14 protein-coding genes and 1 pseudogene are annotated in these 19,486 nt (G+C 56.9%); 5 read left to right on the forward strand and 10 right to left on the reverse strand.

The window, feature by feature from the left end:
- The first annotated feature begins 2 nt into the window (after positions 1-2).
- Both QE394_RS14285 and galU read left to right on the forward strand, forming a co-directional pair.
- Positions 3-908: a nucleotidyltransferase family protein gene (locus QE394_RS14285; RefSeq protein ID WP_349034868.1), complete on the forward strand. Its 906-nt coding sequence runs from the start codon at positions 3-5 to the stop codon at positions 906-908.
- 79 nt (positions 909-987) lie between these two features.
- A complete protein-coding gene (gene galU / locus QE394_RS14290; protein ID WP_349034869.1) occupies positions 988-1,878 on the forward strand; it encodes a UTP--glucose-1-phosphate uridylyltransferase GalU in 891 nt (296 codons plus the stop codon).
- 73 nt (positions 1,879-1,951) lie between these two features.
- Here galU and rfbA read toward each other — a convergent pair whose 3' ends face one another.
- Positions 1,952-2,821 carry a glucose-1-phosphate thymidylyltransferase RfbA gene (rfbA, locus tag QE394_RS14295; protein WP_349034870.1) on the reverse strand — a complete coding sequence of 290 codons (870 nt, stop codon included), beginning with the start codon at positions 2,819-2,821 and terminating at the stop codon, positions 1,952-1,954.
- Between the two features lie 63 nt (positions 2,822-2,884).
- Here rfbA and rfbB point away from each other — a divergent pair, with 63 nt between their 5' ends.
- Positions 2,885-3,883 (forward strand): dTDP-glucose 4,6-dehydratase, encoded by a 999-nt coding sequence (gene rfbB / locus QE394_RS14300; RefSeq protein ID WP_056085037.1) that lies wholly within the window; start codon positions 2,885-2,887, stop codon positions 3,881-3,883.
- Between the two features lie 46 nt (positions 3,884-3,929).
- On the opposite strand, the gene QE394_RS14305 is transcribed toward rfbB, so the two are convergent.
- From QE394_RS14305 to QE394_RS14320, 4 genes are all read right to left on the reverse strand, one after another.
- Positions 3,930-4,376, reverse strand: coding sequence for a VanZ family protein (locus QE394_RS14305; protein WP_349034871.1), 447 nt, complete (start codon positions 4,374-4,376; stop codon positions 3,930-3,932).
- A 150-nt stretch (positions 4,377-4,526) separates the two neighbouring features.
- Positions 4,527-5,126 (reverse strand): LPXTG cell wall anchor domain-containing protein, encoded by a 600-nt coding sequence (locus tag QE394_RS14310; protein WP_349034872.1) that lies wholly within the window; start codon positions 5,124-5,126, stop codon positions 4,527-4,529.
- Between the two features lie 172 nt (positions 5,127-5,298).
- Positions 5,299-7,053 carry a DUF4012 domain-containing protein gene (locus QE394_RS14315; protein WP_349034873.1) on the reverse strand — a complete coding sequence of 585 codons (1,755 nt, stop codon included), beginning with the start codon at positions 7,051-7,053 and terminating at the stop codon, positions 5,299-5,301.
- Positions 7,054-7,204: 151 nt separating this feature from the next.
- Positions 7,205-8,641, reverse strand: coding sequence for a sugar transferase (locus QE394_RS14320; RefSeq protein ID WP_349034874.1), 1,437 nt, complete (start codon positions 8,639-8,641; stop codon positions 7,205-7,207).
- A 367-nt stretch (positions 8,642-9,008) separates the two neighbouring features.
- Between QE394_RS14320 and QE394_RS14325 the strand changes: the two genes are divergently transcribed.
- Both QE394_RS14325 and QE394_RS14330 read left to right on the forward strand, forming a co-directional pair.
- Positions 9,009-10,154 (forward strand): glycosyltransferase, encoded by a 1,146-nt coding sequence (locus QE394_RS14325; RefSeq protein ID WP_349034875.1) that lies wholly within the window; start codon positions 9,009-9,011, stop codon positions 10,152-10,154.
- Positions 10,155-10,777: 623 nt separating this feature from the next.
- On the forward strand, positions 10,778-12,067 hold the full coding sequence (locus QE394_RS14330) for a hypothetical protein (RefSeq protein WP_349034876.1): 1,290 nt from the start codon (positions 10,778-10,780) through the stop codon (positions 12,065-12,067).
- 765 nt (positions 12,068-12,832) lie between these two features.
- Here the strand turns inward: QE394_RS14330 and QE394_RS14335 are convergent.
- From QE394_RS14335 to QE394_RS14355, 5 genes and pseudogenes are all read right to left on the reverse strand, one after another.
- Positions 12,833-13,858 (reverse strand): annotated as a pseudogene (locus tag QE394_RS14335) (IS481 family transposase); the annotation flags it as partial.
- Between the two features lie 275 nt (positions 13,859-14,133).
- The gene (locus QE394_RS14340) at positions 14,134-15,153 is read right to left on the reverse strand and encodes a glycosyltransferase family 4 protein (RefSeq protein ID WP_349034877.1); all 1,020 of its coding nucleotides are present in this window, start codon (positions 15,151-15,153) and stop codon (positions 14,134-14,136) included.
- Positions 15,150-16,184 (reverse strand): polysaccharide pyruvyl transferase family protein, encoded by a 1,035-nt coding sequence (locus QE394_RS14345; protein WP_349034878.1) that lies wholly within the window; start codon positions 16,182-16,184, stop codon positions 15,150-15,152. The genes QE394_RS14340 and QE394_RS14345 overlap by 4 nt, the downstream gene beginning before the upstream one ends.
- A gap of 33 nt (positions 16,185-16,217) precedes the next feature.
- Positions 16,218-17,735: an oligosaccharide flippase family protein gene (locus QE394_RS14350; protein ID WP_349034879.1), complete on the reverse strand. Its 1,518-nt coding sequence runs from the start codon at positions 17,733-17,735 to the stop codon at positions 16,218-16,220.
- Between the two features lie 132 nt (positions 17,736-17,867).
- Positions 17,868-19,349, reverse strand: a complete 1,482-nt coding sequence (locus QE394_RS14355) for a polysaccharide biosynthesis tyrosine autokinase (RefSeq protein ID WP_349034880.1) — start codon at positions 19,347-19,349, stop codon at positions 17,868-17,870.
- Positions 19,350-19,486: the final 137 nt, after the last annotated feature.

Raw genomic sequence — 19,486 nt, forward strand, 5'->3', positions numbered from 1 at the left:
CTGTGGAGAACCCGGAAGACATCGTCCAACTGAGCGTCTCTGAAGGCGTGCTTCTCGGGCATGCCCTCGTAGCACGGGTGGCCGATGCATTGGGTATCAGAGCCTTCTTCATTAAAGGTCCGGTGAGCGTGCTCCAAGGGCTGCGCCCCCCGAAGACATCGGGCGATGTGGATGTCTTTGTGGCTCCACAAGACCTGGAAGTTCTGGTGGAAGCCCTGCAGGACAGGGGGTGGCGCGAACGACCGGTTGATCCGGACAGCAAGACTTTCCCCAAGCACTCTGTCACTCTTGACCACGCCGAATGGCCGTGCTGCATCGATGTGCACTACCGCTTTCCAGGAATGGAAGCCTCTGCCTCCGAGTGCTTTGAGACTATGTGGCACAACTCCGAGCGCGTTGTACTGGCGGGGCAGGACATACCGGTGCCATCCAAGCCGCTGGCTATCCTGCTTCTGGCTTTGCACGCTCTGCGGTCACCCCACCTGCCGGCCTGCCGAGACGAGCTCGACTTTCTTTCGGATGCTGTTTCCCAGCAATCACTGGCGCTGCCGGTACTGGATCTGTCGACGACGACGGGCAGTCTGGCGGCGACGCGTCCTTTCCTTGAAAAGCTTCTCCCCAAGAACATGTCTCTTGTCTGGCCGGAGCCATCGACCGAGTGGCAGAACCGTCTTCTAGCGCAGGAACCGGGCAGCGCACGGGTCATTGCCCTTGTTCAAGCTCATTGGCGGGACAAGCCCAAGATGTTGTGGCGGGCGGTATTCCCCCGGGGTGAAGTCTTCTTGACCCGAAACATCTACGCAGATATGTCCTTGAAAGGACGTCTCCTCCAGCATGTTGCCCGCTGGGCGCGGTTTCTACGTTCTGTCCCCAGGATCACACGCGACCTAAAACGCTACCGTGCTTGAATCTTCCGCGGTGGTTGAGCCTGTCGAAACTTGCTTCTTGCGATTGTCTTTATGGGCAGAGAATTTATAAAGTTCAGCTATGACTATGGGGAGAGCCGTAACTAAAGCCGTCATTCCTGCTGCCGGATTGGGAACTCGTTTCCTTCCCGCCACCAAGGCGATGCCGAAGGAAATGCTGCCGGTGGTTGACCGCCCGGCCATCCAGTACGTCGTAGAAGAGGCCATCAAGTCTGGACTCGACGATGTCCTGATGATCACAGGCCGGAGCAAGCGAGCTCTGGAGGATCATTTTGATCGTGCACCGGGCCTCGAACGACTTCTTGAACAGAAGGGCGACAAGGACCGGCTTGAGTCGATCCAGGCTGCTTCGGAACTTGGCCCCATCCACTACGTGCGCCAGGGAGAAGCCAAAGGGCTGGGCCATGCGGTGCTCTGCGGTAAGCAGCACGTAGGGAACGAGCCATTCGCGGTGCTGCTGGGTGACGACCTCATTGATGAGGCTGAGTCGCTGCTGACCACGATGATCGAGGTGCAGCAAAAGACCGGCGGTTCGGTGATCGCCCTGATCGAGGTGGACCCGTCGCAAATCAGCGCCTACGGCTGCGCCGACACTACAGCCGTAGAGGGCGAAGACTACGTCCGCGTCAACAGCCTGGTGGAGAAGCCGGCTGTCGCCGACGCGCCCTCCAACCTGGCCGTCATTGGCCGCTACGTCCTTCACCCGTCCGTCTTCGGGGTCCTTGAGAACACAGCCCCGGGCCGAGGCAACGAAATCCAGCTGACGGATGCGCTGCAAACCCTGGCCGCTGGAGAAGGTGAAGGATCCGGCGTGTACGGCGTGGTGTTCAAGGGCCGCCGCTTCGATACCGGCGACAAACTCAGTTACCTCAAGGCCGTCATTACTCTGGCGTCCGAGCGTGTTGAGTTCGGCGAGGACCTCAGGACTTGGATGAAGGGCTTCGTCGGATAATTCCGTGAAAACGACATCAGGCCCATCATGTTCGTTATGGGCCTGATGTCGTTTCGGCTAGCTCAAGGGTTGCTTAAGCACTTTCTGCCAGGAGTTCCAAGAGATATTTGCCGTAACCGCTCTTCGCAAGGGGCTCGGCGCGCTCGCGGAGTTCGTTGTCGCTGAGGAATCCCAAACGCCAAGCAATCTCTTCAGGGCAACCGATAGAGAGCCCCTGCCGGTGCTGCACCGTACGGACAAATTCAGAAGCGTCGTTGAGATCGTTGAACGTCCCGGTGTCCAGCCAGGCGGTGCCGCGGGGCAGGATTTCTACTTGCAGCTTTCCGGCTTCGAGATATTTGCGGTTGACGTCGGTGATCTCAAGCTCTCCGCGGGCGGAGGGCTTCAGGTTCTTGGCGATGTCCACAACGTTGTTGTCGTAGAAGTACAGTCCGGGCACAGCGTAGTGGCTCTTGGGTTCCGCAGGTTTTTCTTCAAGAGAGATCGCCCGACCATTTTCGTCGAACTCGACTACTCCATAGGCCGACGGATCAGCAACTCGGTAACCGAACACAGCTCCACCTTCGATGTTCTCGAACCGGCGTAGCTGGGTACCCATGCCCTGGCCGTAGAAGATGTTGTCCCCAAGCACCAAAGCGACCGGGCCGTCACCGATGTGGTCAGCGCCGAGGACAAATGCCTGGGCCAGCCCGTCCGGAGAGGGCTGCTGCTTGTAGGTGATGGAGACACCGAAACGGCTGCCGTCGCCCAGGAGCCGCTGAAATTGGTCGGCATCATGAGGGGTAGTGATAATCAGAATGTCACGAATACCGGCCAGCATAAGCGTGGACAGCGGGTAGTAGATCATCGGCTTGTCATAGACAGGCACCAACTGCTTGCTGATTCCGAGCGTTATTGGATGAAGACGTGAACCGGTTCCCCCGGCGAGGATTATTCCGCGCATAGCTCTATTTTCCGATATGACTTGAAATTGAACAAAATCATGTCGGCATGGAACCATGAATTTATGCAGCGACTTCTTGTGACCGGCGGAGCCGGCTTCATTGGCTCAAACTTTGTCCACTATGTATTGGAAAACACTGATGACCATGTCACTGTTCTGGACAAGCTGACCTACGCCGGCAATCTTGAATCACTGCGCGGCCTGCCCGAGGACCGCTTCACCTTCGTTGAGGGTGACATCGCCGACGCCGGCATCGTGGACGGACTCGTCGCGGGCACCGACGTCGTGGTCCACTACGCAGCAGAATCGCACAACGACAATTCCCTGCATGACCCCCGCCCCTTCCTGGACACCAACATCATCGGCACCTACACGCTGATCGAAGCGGCCCGGAAGCACGGCAAGCGCTTCCACCACATCTCCACCGACGAGGTCTACGGCGACCTCGAGCTGGACGATCCCGAGCGGTTCACCGAGCAGACCCCCTACAACCCCTCAAGCCCGTACTCCTCCACGAAGGCCGGCTCGGACCTCCTGGTCCGCGCCTGGGTGCGCTCCTTCGGGCTGCAGGCAACCATCAGCAACTGCTCGAACAACTACGGCCCGTACCAGCACGTGGAGAAGTTCATACCCCGGCAGATCACCAACGTGATCGACGGGATCCGCCCCAAGCTTTACGGCAAGGGCGAGAACGTCCGTGACTGGATCCACGCCAACGACCACTCCTCCGCCGTCCTGGCCATCATCGCCAAGGGAACCATCGGGGAAACGTACCTGATCGGTGCCGACGGCGAGAAGAACAACAAGGACGTCGTTGAACTGATCCTCAAGCACATGGGCCTGGCCCCGGACGCGTACGACCATGTAGTGGACCGTCCCGGCCACGACCTGCGGTACGCCATCGACTCCACCAAACTCCGCAACGAACTTGGCTGGGAACCCCAGTTCTCCAACTTCGACGCCGGCATCGAAGACACCATCGACTGGTACCGCCACAACGAACAGTGGTGGCGCCCGCAAAAAGCCGCCACCGAAGCCAAATACAAGGAACAGGGCCAGTAGAACCGCCCAAGTGCTGGCGCTAACGAAGTAGAGTGCCATTAGGAACTCAAGTCTCGGGATGACTCCTCAGAATAGCTGCAAGGAGTGCGCCGATTATGGTGCCCGTCGTGTTCATCAAGATATCTGACAGGCTTGCGAAACGGTTGTGAAGAAACAATAGCTGGCCAAGCTCAATACTGCCTGAAACGAGGAGGCCAAATGCGCCAATCTGCCAGAGCGGCTTGCCAACGAACGCGAATCGACTTACGAAGCCCAGCGGCACGAAGAGAGCAATATTCGCCGACGCCTCCACAAGCCTGTAATTGAACCATCCGGGCACTCCATTACTGTGAACGAACTGCAAGACGCTCGCTAGTTGCCCAGACACAGGTTGGTCCACGGGAGTTGGCCAGAACGCTATCAGTGCTAAAAGTACAAACATGGCCGCAAGAATCAGTTGCCAGCACCGCTGATTATCAGGGAACTTCAAATGAGCCTCAAGAGTGTCCGTCATCTATTCCCAAATCTGCGCACAGCCGAGGGGCCGTGCGAAGATTTGCCAAAGGTTATTCTCCGCTAGGGAACCGCTGTGGCTTAAAAAGATGGTGGGTGATCCTCCGTTACCGGAGAATCACCCACCATCATTGGTGATCAGATAATGCTGTTATGCAGCAGCCTCTACCTTGGCGCGGCGGCGCACAACCACAACCGAGGTTGCGCCGGCGGCCAGTGCGCCTGCACCAACGAGTGTCCAGAGGACCAGGCCGGAATCAGCGCCGGTGTTGGCCAGGCCTGAACCAGTGTTGGCCAGAGGAGCTCCGCCAGCGTTACCGCCGGTGTTAGCCAGCGAAGCAGCAACGACCACCGTGACGGGGCCCACGGTAACGCCGGACGTGTTACCGGTTGCCGTCAGAGAGTAGGTGCCTGCTTCACTAATCGAGATCGGCAGGGAGAATGCACCCTGCGCGTCAGCGGTCGCGGAGAGAGTCTGCGGCGCCTGGAAGACGGGAATCTTCACTGCAACCGAACGGCCCAGACCGGCCCCGTTTGACGCCGGTGCCTGCCCCGGTGTCACTGTGATGGTCAGGCCTTCGCCAGCGAGAAAGCCTTGGCCGCGGAAGATGAAGGTTTCACCCGGTCCGACAGTGCCGTCGGATACGGCTGCCTGCGGCGGAAGGGCCGGGTAAGTAGCGGCCATGGCGGGTGCCGAGCCGACGAGAGCGATGGAGCCTGCAAGCGCGAGTGCTGCGAGTGTTTTCTTCATGAGTGTCCCCCCGGAGACGTTTAAGTTTGATTACCCGATTTGGGAGCATGTCCCCTCCGCACGAGACCGAGTGCAGAACTACGGATAGATATCCCAAAAAGACGGTATCACCTGTCTAGGTCTGGGACCAACCTCAATCTAATCGGTTTACATAGTGTTAACGCGACGGTCATCATCCCTCTTGGCATGAAGCGTCCAGCGTGGGCAAGACAACGTCCTTTACAGGCTGGACGGTGGGTGTGACTACCAAGTTAGATTCGGTGTGCTGGACAATTTTGGCAAAGTGGAACTCGACCGTCGTACTTTCTCCTGGCGCGAGTTGCTGTGCAAGCACCCCCACTGGCCTACTCGCATGGAAATACGGTGCGAACGGCGTTTTTTGCCCATCGATAGTAGCGGATTCGACGTGCGCTTGGGCTGGCCCGTATGCGATGATATTCGTTTGAACCGTTCCTGGGCTTATGCCGTAGTGGCCCCCGCCAGTCACGTACGGGGGCAAGCTTGTCGCCGCATCAGCCGGTGCTGTATTTGTACTAACGATTCGAACGGTCGTCTCCTCGTAGCCGTCCTGAGGACATCCCCTAATGAGCTGAACAGTTCGCTTGACGAAGTAGTCCATTTTTGCGCCGGTGCCGTCGTTGAAGTAGACGCCAAATCCTGCGGGTGGGACGTTGGGCCCACTGATAGCGCCCCCTACTCTGTATTTCCCGACGATAGCTTGCTGGGCCGGACTCGCAGACCACAGTAAGACCCGACCATCGCTAACTCCCCGGGTGAGGCTTGCCACCAAGGACTTCGCGTCGCCACCGGCATCCGACAGCGAACCAAAAACCTCTTGGGCTACGCCGGCAAAATAAGCGTCCTGCATTTCAGGATCGTCGATCTTGTCGTAGACGTCGGAAAGGAGTGTTGAAACAATATTCTCTTGAGTAAGGACAAGAGGTAGCCGGTTGGTCGCCAAGGCCTTGACCTCCGCGTTGGTGATTTCGATCGGGCCCGTGGCGCCCAGAAGATAGCTGAAGGCCACAGGGTCAATGGAAATTACTCCGTCGACCCTCTCTCCGGTTTTTTGTTGCCACATTGCCCTCGCTGTCGAGGCTGCTGTCGGAAAATCAGGCGTTAGGTTGACGTCCTGCATGTATTTACCGATGCGACTTGAAAAGATTTGCCGTTGCTCGGCTTCGACTGCAAGCACCGGTGTCATTGCGCCCAGCTCGGTAGCGGAGCTTTGTTTGCCGAGTTTCAGTTTTCCCTGTTCGATCGTGAGCTCGGCCAGAGCTCCCGGGATACCACCAGAAGCCCGTGCCTCGGCATTGTTCTGGATCATCAACAGATAGCGCTTGGTTCCGTCTGCTCCGAGCATGTCGGGAGCAATCGTTGCCACATCAGCCGCGGTATTCAGTGCCGTCGCCGCATCCCGGAGCTCAGATCGAGCGCGGTCTAAAGGGCCAGCCACCTGAGGCAAAAGGTTATCGGAGCTGACGTTGTTTAGCCTGTCGGCAGATGCTGCCACTGCATAGGCTGCAGAGGAAACCGTTGGAGCAGCATTTTGGAGCGGGGCGAGATTCGACCCTGCCGACTTGGGAATGAGTTCCTGCCAGTCGAGGGAGTCGTATATTTTCACGAGCGGTTCAATGCCCAAATCAGCGACGTCATCAGCCGACCGAGCTACTTCTGCCACAGCTGAAAGGTTTGGTCCGATCCATGGCAACCCGGAGGCAAGCGTCCAAACTGGGTCTTCCGCTGACTTCTTTGCGCTTTCCGTCTTGTCTGCTATCTGAGCAGCGCTTGAAGCTGCGCCGGCCGCATCAGACGAGGAGACTTCGCGCTTCAGCTGTTGCACAAGGGTTATCGTTGCCGACAGATCATCATCGACGCGCGTCACCTTGTACGCGAGCCAGGAGGCCGCGATAGTGATGAGAACCAAACAGCCGAGCGACCAAGGCAGTAGGCGACGCGCAAGTCGCCTACGAGTTTGTCGCGTGGAGTCATTGCGATCACGGACCTGCGATTGGGGCTGATGAGGTCCTGTCATTGGACGGCATCCTTCCGGCTTGAAGCAAGGGACATTTCAGCGGCTAATAGGCGCCAGTACTTTGAAATACGGCACGCGCTGTACGTAGCAGAATCACGAGATCCCCAGCGAGGGACCAATTTTCGACATAGTAGAGATCCAACCGGACCGAGTCTTGCCAGGAAAGATCTGATCGACCGCTTACTTGCCAGAGGCCCGTCAGTCCCGGCTTGACCAGCAGACGACGACGCACATCATGCTCGTAGGCTTCTACTTCTCGGGGGAGTGGGGGCCGTGGCCCTACCAAGCTCATCGAACCAGCCAAGACGTTGAATAGTTGGGGGACTTCATCCAGGCTGTAGCGACGCAGAAAGCCACCCACACGCGTGATTCGTGGGTCGTTTTTTAGTTTGAATAGGACTCCGCTTCCCTCATTATGGGCAGCCAAGTCTCCAAGCCGTGACTCCGCGTCTACTACCATGGACCGGAACTTCAGCATCTTGAAAGGTGCGCCCTGGATCCCGACTCGCTCCTGGCGAAACAAGATCGAACCGCGGCTGTCTACCTTTACCGCCAAAGCAATGAGAGCCATAAGGGGAGCTGCGCAAAGTATCAGTGCTGCCGACACCCCAATGTCGAAGAGACGTTTTGCAACTCGTTGTCCGCCTTCAAGCGAGGGGGTAGTCACATGAATTAGTGGTAGTCCTGCAACTTGCTGAGTATGGATGCGTGGACCTGCGATGTCGGTTAGAGCCGGTGCCATTATGAGGCCCACATTTCTTGCGGCCAGTTCCCACCCAAGATGGCGCAGAGTTTGCGGATGTAACTGCACACCAGCCGACACAGCAACGGCATCGGCCTCAGATTTTTCGATAGCGGTCAATATGGAAGGGATCTCGACGTCTGAGCCGAGGACCGGGAGGCCCGATATCGTCGATCCATCCTTTTTCTCCAAGGCGCCCGGTGTGTAGGCGGCAATGGGCAAGTAGCCAGAGTGTCTCGCTCCGGCCAGGGTGTTAGCCAGATGCGCCACTGCGCTTGGCCCGCCAAGAATCATCAGGCGAGACATGCTGGCTCCGCCTTGGCGGTCAACAGAGAGATGCTGTCGAAGCAGCCAACGCGCCAGGAGCAAGCCGAGCAACCCCGCTGGCAGGGCGATACCGACATAGCCTCTGGCCGTTTCGATACGTAACACGTACGAGACTATGGCCACGATGCCAAAAAGCCAGAGTGATGCGGCAGCCACGCGTTTATATTCGTCCGCCCCCGAGCCCAGGATTCTGCTTTGTCTGCTGTTCCATGCGCCGAGCATCAACCACCAAGCAATCACCAATGCGGCGGATAGCCCAAGGTAGGAAAAGTCTTGTCCTTCGACAACCGAGCCGGGACCGAAGCCGAACCTAACGATGTATGCGCCGGAAATCGCCCATATTATGACGAACGCATCTACGACGCGAAGCCTGCGAGACGTCCGCTGCCGCCAATCCCGTACTGTCCCCACGTCAGCATCCCTACAAGTTAGTTTGTTCGGGAAGAAAATCCCGTCGCTACCATACAGCCCATCGCGAGGGCAGCGCCCATTGTTGCACGAAGGCACGCATCCTGCCCGCCTGAACTGTTACGGCCTTGAGGCTCTGCGAGTGTAGCAACGACTCTTTGCCGAATGCTTCACGGGGCAGGATTCCGGTGCGGGTTATGGTTAGCGGGGTGATCGGAAGCCCAGTAGCGCTCGATGTGACGCTGCTCATAAAGAATTTGCCGCATACAGAGACAACAGGACCGCTGAGCGTCACCCCCTTTTATGCCAAACCAGATGGTCAATTGGCGGCATCGGGTGGCGGTCGGCAACCGCGAGAAGATGGAAACAGATGAAAAGGAATTCTGGCCGGAGAAGCAACCGGTCTATCGCGATTATCGGCACCCGGGGTTACCCAAGTTACTACGGTGGTTTCGAGACGGCGGTTCGCAAGTTGGCCCCTTACTTAGTCGAACGTGGCTGGGATACCGTCGTTTACGGGCGACCGGGCGCCGCGCGAGTGGATGACCCGGGCCGCGACCACCGTGTGGAGACCGTCGAAACATCCGGGCTTGAGACGAAGTCTCTAAGCACCCTGACTTTCGGGCTTACTTCTGTCATTCATGCTTGCGTACGAAAGCCGGACGCGGTCATTGTGATGAACGTGGCCAATGGATTTTGGCTACCTCTACTCCGGCTTCGGGGGATTCCAGCTGTGGTTAATGTGGATGGGATCGAGTGGGAGCGAGCGAAATGGGGACGCCTTGCAAAGTTTATCTTCAGGCTGGGCGCGAAGTTCACGGCACTTTTCGGGCAGACACTTATCGCTGATTCAATTGAAATTGCAAGACGATGGCAGGAGGACTTTGGCAGAGACTCTGTTTTCATCCCCTATGGTGGAGAAATGCCTGGAAAACTGCCAGTTGTCGAAGGCTTTAGTCATAGAGGTTACGTATTGATAGTGGCCCGTTTCGTACCGGAAAATTCGGTTGAGGAGTTTTTCGAAGCGGTTCCTCAGATTGCCGAGAAGTTCCCTGTCGTGATCGTCGGTTCATCCGGCTACGGTGGACCTCTCGACGATAAAGCAGAGGCGCTTAGCCGGCAGTTCGACAACGTTCATTGGCTAGGACATGTAAGCGATGATGCTAAATTGCTTTCTCTCTGGCAGCACTGCGGGTCTTATTTTCACGGCCACAGTGTCGGAGGAACAAACCCGGCACTCGTTCAAGCAATGGCATGCGGTGCCCCGACAGTGGCTCGCGATACTGTTTATAACCGAGAAGTTTTGGGTGAGCAAGGACGATTTACGACGGTCGAGCCCGGCGAAATCGTGTCGGCGATTGTAGAAATGATGGAAGAACCCCGTCTGCAGCAAGAGGCATCCGCCAACGGACTGTCACGCGCCGAAACAACTTACTCGTGGGAAACGGTCTGCGGCGCCTACGAGCGTGAAGCTGGGCAAGCCGTGAAAACTCGCCGCGCGTTCGTGCCGTCCTAAGCGCTGACCGCTCGTTCAATTTCGTGACAAGGGGAAACATCTTGCTAAGCAAAGTTGCAGCGGTAGTGGTGCATCACCGCAGCTACAGCTCCGTGGCGGGGGTAGTCGATGCTCTACTCGCCCAAGGTATTACATCTCAGAACATCTTGGTTGTTGATAACAGCGAAGAGCCCGATAACCGGAACAGGCTCAGACAATCGATTACCTCGAGTGTGGATATTGACTACACCCCGAATCGTGGATACGCCGCCGCAGTTAACCACGCATTGCGTCATTTTTCGAGTTCCACCGAAGCTCCTGAGTACTTCCTGGTGTCAACCCACGAGGTCCGGCCGTCGGAGGGTGCCGTAGCTCATCTTCACCAGGAACTAGAACGAAATCCCAGAGCGGCTGTAGCTGGCCCCACTCTGATTTCAGGCACGCAGGAACTGTACGTATGGTCGACTGGAGGCTATATAGACAGTTTTACGGGTGTGCCGGGTCATCATGACCACAAAGAAGACTTAGGCATACTCGACGGCTCCAGTTCCCCAGTCCGACGTTCATGGTTAGACGGTGCATTTTTGTTGTACCGATGGATGGACATTTCGGAACGCCTGGTTCCTGAAGAGTACTTTCTATACATGGAAGAAACCGACCTGCATTTAAGCCTGCAGAAGTCTGGAAAGGAAGTGCTCTGGGTTCCCCAAGCACGTGTGTGGCAGGAGTCAGGAGGAATTCCGCCCTTCTACTTCGCAAGAAATATCAGAATTCTACTTCGAAAACACGGTGGTTTCATTCGCTCGTTTGCGGTGCCGCCGCTTATTGTGGCGCGAAGAATTGCTGCTGACCTTGTTCGTCGAAGGGGCTTCGATCGGGTGAAGGACTATTTGCGTGGCCTCGTGGCGCCCATCCCCTCCGCCGGGACGACGCCTCAGATTAATAGGTCAGTACACATTATTAACCCGTTAGGTGCCGCGCTGCTTCACTATGAACGCGAATTGACGAGCGTGCTTCATGAGGCCGGGTGCACGGTTTCCTCGGCGCGATTTTCAGAACCATCAGCTGGTCGGGAGAGCCCTATTCGATGGGTGGCTAAATACGTCGAAACCCTGGTTTATGCTCGATTCTCACTAAATAAACCGTCGAGGATTGTCATAACTTGGCCAGTTTTAGGCTACCTAGATATCGTGTTGGTGGGACTGCTTGGTTTTCGGAACGTGGCCGTAGTTCTGCATGACCCTGAGCCTCTGGTGAGGTCGGTTGGATACTCAGATGTAGCGAAGAGATTCGCTTCCGTTTTCCGGTCTCGTGTCCAGATCGTCGCACATAGTAAACAGGCGCGGGAGGCGATTGACCTCGTTGACTACCCCTTCAGCGTGGCTGTACTCCCGCACCCGATTTTGCCTCCTGTCGCAGAACTCAGAAGGGGCTCTAAACCGCTACCAATTGTGAGAGTTCTTGGGCAGTACAAGGCCGATAGAGACTTGCAGGCACTTCAGGATCTGAGCCGGGATTTATCGCTATCAGCCATTTTCGAAGTTCATGGGCGAGGATGGCCAGCGATCGAAGGCTGGACAGTCATTGACGGATTTGTCGAAGAGCAAAAGTTGGATGCACTCATGGCGGAAAGCGCGGCAGTGCTTATTCCTTACAAGAGATTTTTTCAAAGCGGAATTGCCGTACGGGCTTTGGAGGTTGGGACACCTTTCGTTGGACCACGAGAAAGCGTGCTAGCCGAGATGCTCGGAAATGAATCAGGTCTTCTCGTCGACTCAGAGTCGAAAGATGGATGGAACCGGGCAGTGACTTACGCAATAGAGGGTGGTGTGCAGGCAGCATGGCGTGCGGGCGTCGGGTGGCGCGAGCGGAATATTCGAGAATGGTCTGCATGGATTGAAGCATCCACTTGGGTCGCCAGCTCCGAGAGGTAAGAAGCCTGCCGGCAGGGTGCTTCGGGCACATTTGTGTATGGTCCCCGAAAGTTAAACTTGTAAGCGTCCGAAGCGCACTCGGTCGTGAGTGAACGACTCCCGAACAAGCCCGGTCCCGCCCTGGGACCGGGGCTTGTCTGCGTAGCTGCGTCGTAGGCTGCGCCGGCATGTGTACGCCACTGTCTTCATCCAAACGTCCTTGCGCGGCCAGTGTTGGTTGCTTGGTGGCGAGTTCATAAGCCGTTATACCGGCGGGTGTACATGTGCGCGGCCGTTGCCGTTTCGTCGGTCCTGATCCATCGCACATTTTGAATGCTGCTTCTCCGGCCGCACTGGCATGGTCGACACCGGAGCAGACACCCCACTCGTTCCAGAGCGATTTCGTGTGACACTTCCCGACAAGTTGACGTCGCATCCTCCCGGCCGCACTCGTCCTTTGGCAAGCCAGCAAACATATGCGGCATTTGACTGTCAGCGAGTCTGCAAGGCCTTTCTCGCGAAGGCCGTAGCGAGCCTCAACGCAAGGATCGCGAACCTTTTAGAACGCCATACTGACCCACCGCAAGTCCATACTGCTTTGTGTCCTAGAACCAGGCGTAAACTGCTGGTCCTTCGGGTCCTGCGGTGAAATATTGGAACGCCTGTTAAGGCCAACCGAAAATAGGGCCAGTTTTGCCAACTGAAAACAGGGCCACGGGTTGCTGTTCTATTGTGTGTGGTCCGGGGACATCCCTGACACTGTGTTGTCGGGAGATGGCTGACAGTCTAGCCATCAGCAGGTGGTTTGGAGGGACGCCCTCGTTTGGCACCGCTGCCGTGGTAGGTGCCGACGGGTCCCAGCACAAGCTGGCGCAGGATTTCGCCGGTGCCGGCGTGGTGGATCATGACTTGTTCCGGGCCGTCGATGACCCTGACGTGTTCGCCGCTATATGCCTGACCGATGTTGGTTTTGCGTCTGCGGAAGTTCACAGATCCGGCTGAGGAGACTTTCAGGACCCGAGGGGAAGAGCGGACGCGGCGGCCATCGGTCGGCGTAGCCTTCCTAGACACGGTGTAGACGGCAGCTGGCGTCTGTTGTTCCAAGGAACGGTGCGGCCTTGCGTGGTTGTAGTGCCACCGGAAGGCGTCACACAGATGTTGCAGGGCCTCGATGCTCGGCGCCGGGCCGTGGTCGGCGTAGTACTCCTTGAATGTGCGGTGGTAGCGTTCAAGTTTCCCGCAGGTCTGCGGATGGCGGGGCCGGGCGTTCAGCTGGCTGACGCCCAGGGCTGCGAGTCGCTCCTGGAAGTGGACCGGTTTGTGGCCTTTGCGGGAACGGAACTGCAACCCGTTGTCGCTGATCAGCTGCCGGGGCGCGCCGTGCTCCAGGACGGCCGTCTCCATGGCCGCCCAAGCTGCCTGTGCCGTGAAGCGACGGACTGCGTGGGCGCCGATGGCGAACCGTGCATGGTCATCGATCAGATCCACAATCCAGGCCTTGGAACCATCAGCCAAGGCAACCTGAGCGCCGTCAATCTGCCACAGGTCGTTCAGGGCGTGCCGCTCGAACCGTTTCCACGCCTTCGGCGGCCGGAGCTCTTGCCGGCTGACCAGTCCGTGGCGGCTGAGGACCCGATGAACCGTTGATACGGCAGGCACCGGATCCAGCCCCGCCTGTTTGAGTTTGGTCTGCAGAATCCGGGCGCCCCAACGCGGATTGTCCACCCGCAGCCGGACGATCAGCGACTCCACCTCGTCGGCAATTTGCCCAGGAGCGTTTGTAGGACGCCGAGAACGAGGCTGGAGACCCGAGGTTCCCTCTGCCTACAACCGCCGACAGTATTTGTAGAAGCTCTGGCGCGAAATCCCGTACCGGCGGCAAGCTTCCGCCACGGAAATGCCATCACGGGTGGGTACCAACAGGATTTCGAGCCAACGATCATTCACGCTCATCACTCTCATCTGATAAAGAGTGTCAGCGATGTCCCGCTAACGGACTGTCAGCCATGTGACAGGACCACACATTTTCTGTTGGCGTTTCTGGCCCTATTTTCGGTTGGCGTCAACAACGCCTACTACAGGAATTTTTACGTCTGGATGAATGACGAAAGAGTCGTGGCCATTAGCTGGGTAGTGTGATGCCGTTCGACTCGCTCTCTACCTTTTTTCCCCATCTCCGCGCCTTTTTCAGGATGGTCTAGGAGATGGAGTATGGCCGTGACCATCGAAGCTGCATCTTGCGGTTCAGTGAGAAGGCCGGTAACGCCGTGCTCCACGTAGTCGGACATGCCTTCGGTATTGCTCATTACTACAGGTCGGGCTGTGGCCATGGCCTCGAGGGCAACGGTCATCCCCGATACATGGACATTTGGCTGGGTTGCTACGGCGACTACAGAGGCCGCCTGGTAGTTCTTTCGAAGCTCGGTATGGGGCATCATGGGCAGGGTCCTAACGCCCGTCGGTGGTCTCATCGACGCCATGGTCTGAACCGCTACGTCCACCTCCGGCCTTGCTCGTTTGACGGCCTCCAGGGCTTCGAAGAGAGTATCCGGATCCCTATCTCGATCCCTTCCTACGCTGAGAACGAGAGGCTGTTCAGGGTACGGATACGGTGAAAAGAAATCTTCGTCAATTCCAAAAGGGAGGTACGAGATGGGAGGCGCGTCCGCCCCTAACCAACTGCGGAGTACGTCCTCTTGCGCACGGCTAAGCACCCATAGGCCATCAAATTTCGGCAGTATCCGACGGAGAATCAGGTCCTTCTTATTAAACTCACGGCGGGTGAGGCGGTCGGTTGCCCATATGACTCCGGCGAACTTCTTAGCTCTTGGCCTTTGCATGAAAAGGCGTATAGCAGTGTCTTCGTCCCAGGCAATCGCTGTGTGATCGTCAAACCAAGTTCGAGCGATGGTACTGCCTGACTTCACCAAGGACAACGGGTTCCATGGAAACGCTTCAGCATACCGCGGTGGGCTATCCACGATAGTTCGAATGCGGTGGAGTCCGTAGGGCCACCGATCTGGAACCCGGCCCTCGTCATGTGCTTTCTCCCATCCCGGCACGTCGCGGCCGGTGGGATAAAGGATCTCGATCGAATTCGACCTCATGACTTTCCACTCAGTAGGGTTGCAGCAAGCTCCACAGCTTCATGTTGCGACGTTGCGAAATGTGCTGAGGGGAATTGATGCGTGTAATTGTCGTAGATGGAGCGCACTTTACCATAGGAGTTGTCCAGGACAACGTGCGGTATCTGCATCATTGAGGCGAGTACGTGAGCATGAAGCCTGTCCGTAATGATGAGCTTTCTATCACGAAACTGGTCCACGCCGGCTTTCAGGTTCATCGCGAGCATCCGGTCGTAGGAGGAGGCGAGTAGCCGGGCAGTAGTTCCTGCATCCAAGAGTTTTCCATGTTGCCTGGCGATTCGGCCGGGAAGCTTGGCGGCCTTCCATTTCGCTAAATGCAATCCGCGCAGTCCCCAGTCGGCGACTTCAACTTGAGCAATTCCGCGCAGCTCCTTTGCAGCACTGGCCGTCGAACCCTTGGCCTCAGTATCGTTCCTGGCAAGGATGAGAACCTCGCGGCTCCCATCCGATGCGGAAGCGTTCGGATCCCACCCCAATGCCATGTCTCGGACGAATATTTTTCGCACAGACGGGAGTAGATTTTCCGCCCTTTGCATGGAGTTCTCGTCTCTCAACATGACGGTTAGATCAGAGTGGCTTCCGAATATACGGTTTGCTTCCCTCGCCCTCTCGGTCGAGTTGAAGAAGAGAGTCTGTGGAAGCTGGATAATCTTCCTATCCGGAAAGTCTTGGATAACTCGTTCACGGAAGCTTTGAAACTTGGGCCAAACGTCGCCTAGGTTCCCACCACCGTGAAGCAGTATGGCGCCCTTGGGATGCAACTTCCTGAGCGCGGCGGGACTGTAGCGCTCGATGTCAGAGGCATAACGGACCTGTATATCAAGCGACTTCAAATACTCGCGCTCGCCCGCCCAGATCATTCCGTCGCCCACATTCATATGTGATGGAAAATCAAGGAGCGCTACGTTTTCCGTCCCCTTCAGAGTGTCGAACAGAGCAGATTTTGTTTCGCTCTGAAAGCTCGACAGAAGTGATCTCGTTGTTGTACCCAATACTATTTCCTATCGCTATTCCCAAGGCCCAGGCTATGCTTCAGTCTTTAGAGAACCGAGCACGGACCTATAGGACCAACTATTTCGCGTCAAAAACAAAACAAAAAAACTTGCTGCGGCGAATAGAACAGCCGCTAATAGGACCAGGATGGGCTGTGTGTAGATTGCCGTGAATGATGTCGCAGCCAGTCCAAGCAGCAGTACTGGGAGGGTGGGGCGTGCTACACGCAAAAACCATAGCCTGAAGTCCAGATTTACGGTTCGAGCCGCTGTCATGAGATACATAAACTCTAAAATTGGCAGCGGAGCCGTTAAAGCCATTGCTACACCGGCAATGCCAAATATCGGAAAAAGAATAAAGGTAAAACCAGCATACGAGGCGAGCCAAAATATTTGATGTGGGAGGAATGCTCCAGGACTACCAGCCGCATCGGAGGCAGGGATGAGGGGAATGTGAAGGGCGTTTAGGATCAAGCCCGCCAGCAGCGCCCCCGCCGCAACCGACACTTCGTCGATCGGTACTGTCCCACCTAGCCAAATGTTTAAAACCACCGGGAGTGTAACCAAAAGTAAGAGGCATCCTACAGAAGATGCTATGAAAGCGACGAAGAGCAGGTCGTACAGGACTTGGGTGGCCCTGCGCCTGTCGCCTACATATAGACGGCTCAACACGGAGCGGAAGGGATCTGTGAGCCATCCAACAACTTGTCTAACACTCGCATAAATGCGGAAGGCTGCATTGAAGTATGCAACTTGATTTGCGCTGCCTAGAACTCCGATGATGATCGTTCCGAATTGGAGAATTGAAGCGCCTACCATCGATACGCTGAACGCGCCGAGGCTGTAGCTCATCATTCGCCGCAGCTCACGTGTGGAAATATGGCGCCAATGAATTTTTACCAGGTTTAGACGACGAACCCTGAGAGTAGCAATAATGGGTGGAATCATGAGCGCGAGAGCTTCCGCTATAACGACTCCTACGACGCTTCCGATCAGCCAGCAGGCGGCCAGAGTCCCTACCACTCGAACGGCCACTCCAATGATTTGGTAGGTTCGTTCAACGTGCAAAAAACCCATTCCGAACATTACGGAACTCATTGGCCGCAGGGCCATGGAGGCCAACACAGCAACTCCGGCTAGCACCATTACAAGGAACTCCGAGGGAGTTACACTCTGAAGCCCCTCCGCGGCGTAGTTGACGGACACCAAGACAAAGATGGCTATGGCGACCAGGCAGGCTGCAAGAGCCCATGCATGACCCGTCGATGCAACGGCGTGCGGATCGGTCTCATCGTCACCGCTTCGGGAACGTGCGAGGAAGTGCACTATCGCAGTTCCAACGCCGAGGTCGAGGAAGAACAAGAAGGACGCAACTGCGAGCAGGAAAAGCCAAGTGCCATAGGCGGCGGGGCCGATGGAAGTGAGAACCACGGGGAGCAAGACAATACCAGCCACCAGGGAAGCTACGCCCGCGAGCGCGCTGAACGATATCCCCTTTGCCGTGTTGCCTCGTCGGCCGGCGGCGCGACTCGTGCGGGGCAAAGCAGCCATTAGTAGATTCCTTGCAAATCAGGTGGAGAGAGAATTCACTTTATGAACGAAGGGCATGTCGGCCGGCCAAAGCCTTGGATAAAACTAATATTGGCCCCATGCGCGGCGGCTGCCGACGTGAAAATCTAATGATCAGTTGTGGCTAAGTGGGAATTTGCTAGCGGACCGGTACGCCCGTGTCTCCACTTCTTCAGGGGCTTCAACGGCTCGTCGTACCTGCGTGTCTTTGGACGAATCACGCCGCGGTAAACGCGTTTCGTGGTCTTGGTCGTGGCTGTAATAGCTGTAGCTGTAGGCATCAGGGCCCTTTACAGGGAGTCTGTTCAGCACCAGGCCGAGAAGGGTCGCGCCCACGAGGTCGAGAGCGTTCAACGACTTCTCCAAGTCCTGTTGCGAAATCTTCTGAGAGCCGATAACTAGAACCGCGCCGCCCACATGCCGGGAAAGTACTGCTGCATCTGTGACGGGCAGAAGAGGCGGTGCATCGATCACTATGGAGTCAAACGACGCTTCCAGGTTTGCAATAAGCCGCGCCATGTCGTCCGAGCCCAAGAGTTCACTTGGATTGGGAGGTATCTGGCCCGAGGTCAACACGTGGAGATCGTCTTCGCCCCAGGGCTGGAGGAGATTGTTCACGTCAGCCATTCCCACCAGCGCCGTGGTTAGGCCGGCATTCCGGTCGAGGCCTAAGTACTCATGAACCATCGGCCGTCGGAGGTCTGCGTCGATCAGGCAGACAGAACTTCCAGCCTGTGCCAATGCTATGGCTAGGTTTGTGGCCGTTGTGCTCTTGCCTTCTCCGGGCAGGGAGGAGGTGACGAGAACGGATTTTGCGTGACCAGTCACATTAGCGAACTGAAGATTCGTTCGAAGCTGTCGGAAGGATTCGGCCCGGGGGCTTTGTGAAGCGGTCTGTGTAAGCAGCGGCTTCCGGCTTGCCGAGGGATCGAAGCTGATGCCACCTAGGAGTGGTGCATCAGTCACCCGACGAACGTCAGCCTCACCGCGGACTCTTGTATCCAGAGTTGACTTCAACAGCGACACTCCCGCGCCTATGGCGAGACCGACTAGAAGCCCGAGGACGAGATTGATTCTTGTGTTGGGCGCCGAGGGAGAAGTTGGTGCGATAGCCGGCGTGATTATAGATAGGCTGACCGGCGAAGTGCCGCCGGTTTTCGGCTTCTCGAGGGTGTCGACGGCCCTGATCAAGCTGTCTGCCACGGCCTGGGCTGTTGCTGCGGCCTGGACGGCGCTTCCATCTTGGACCGAGATCGTAATCAGCACCGTGTTTGCGTCCGTCGTCGCTTTCACTCGCGTTGCAAGCTCTTGTGGACTGACGGCCAATCCCAGTGAGTCGATGGCAGGCTGAAGGACTACTGGCGAAGAAACTGTCTTGACGTACGACTGAACTCGGGCCTGACTAAACGTATTGCCCTGTTGAAGTTCCTGCACGGAACCGGAGCTTTGAATGGCCACGAATAACTGCGTTTCCGCAGTGTAAGTCGGCTTTGTGAGTATCGAGTAGGTGCCTGCCGCGAGAAGACCCGCCAAGGTCACAGCCACTATCAGTGTCCAGTTACGTCGAAAAGTACGAAGGTACTCGCGTAGGTCCAAGCTCGGGCCCCTTAGTTGTTGGAGGGGGCCGAAAGACCAGCCGCCCCCAGAACGGCTATGTGCGTGAAGTCCAAGCAATCCTACCTTGAACTCAGTGTCGACCTGATTGGTCCGAAGGCGGACTTGGAATAGTAATG

Origin of the sequence: Pseudarthrobacter sp. SORGH_AS 212 (genome assembly GCF_030818145.1) — a bacterium.
Classification (GTDB): domain Bacteria; phylum Actinomycetota; class Actinomycetes; order Actinomycetales; family Micrococcaceae; genus Arthrobacter.

Bases quoted from the DNA above. Each gene is read 5' to 3' on its own strand.
- galU (WP_349034869.1), top strand. From the start codon at position 988: ATGACTATGGGGAGAGCCGTAACTAAAGCCGTCATTCCTGCTGCCGGA.
- rfbA (WP_349034870.1), bottom strand. From the start codon at position 2,821: ATGCGCGGAATAATCCTCGCCGGGGGAACCGGTTCACGTCTTCATCCA.
- rfbB (WP_056085037.1), top strand. From the start codon at position 2,885: ATGCAGCGACTTCTTGTGACCGGCGGAGCCGGCTTCATTGGCTCAAAC.
- QE394_RS14305 (WP_349034871.1), bottom strand. From the start codon at position 4,376: ATGACGGACACTCTTGAGGCTCATTTGAAGTTCCCTGATAATCAGCGG.
- QE394_RS14310 (WP_349034872.1), bottom strand. From the start codon at position 5,126: ATGAAGAAAACACTCGCAGCACTCGCGCTTGCAGGCTCCATCGCTCTC.
- QE394_RS14325 (WP_349034875.1), top strand. From the start codon at position 9,009: ATGAAAAGGAATTCTGGCCGGAGAAGCAACCGGTCTATCGCGATTATC.
- QE394_RS14330 (WP_349034876.1), top strand. From the start codon at position 10,778: ATGGAAGAAACCGACCTGCATTTAAGCCTGCAGAAGTCTGGAAAGGAA.
- QE394_RS14340 (WP_349034877.1), bottom strand. From the start codon at position 15,153: ATGAGGTCGAATTCGATCGAGATCCTTTATCCCACCGGCCGCGACGTG.
- QE394_RS14350 (WP_349034879.1), bottom strand. From the start codon at position 17,735: ATGGCTGCTTTGCCCCGCACGAGTCGCGCCGCCGGCCGACGAGGCAAC.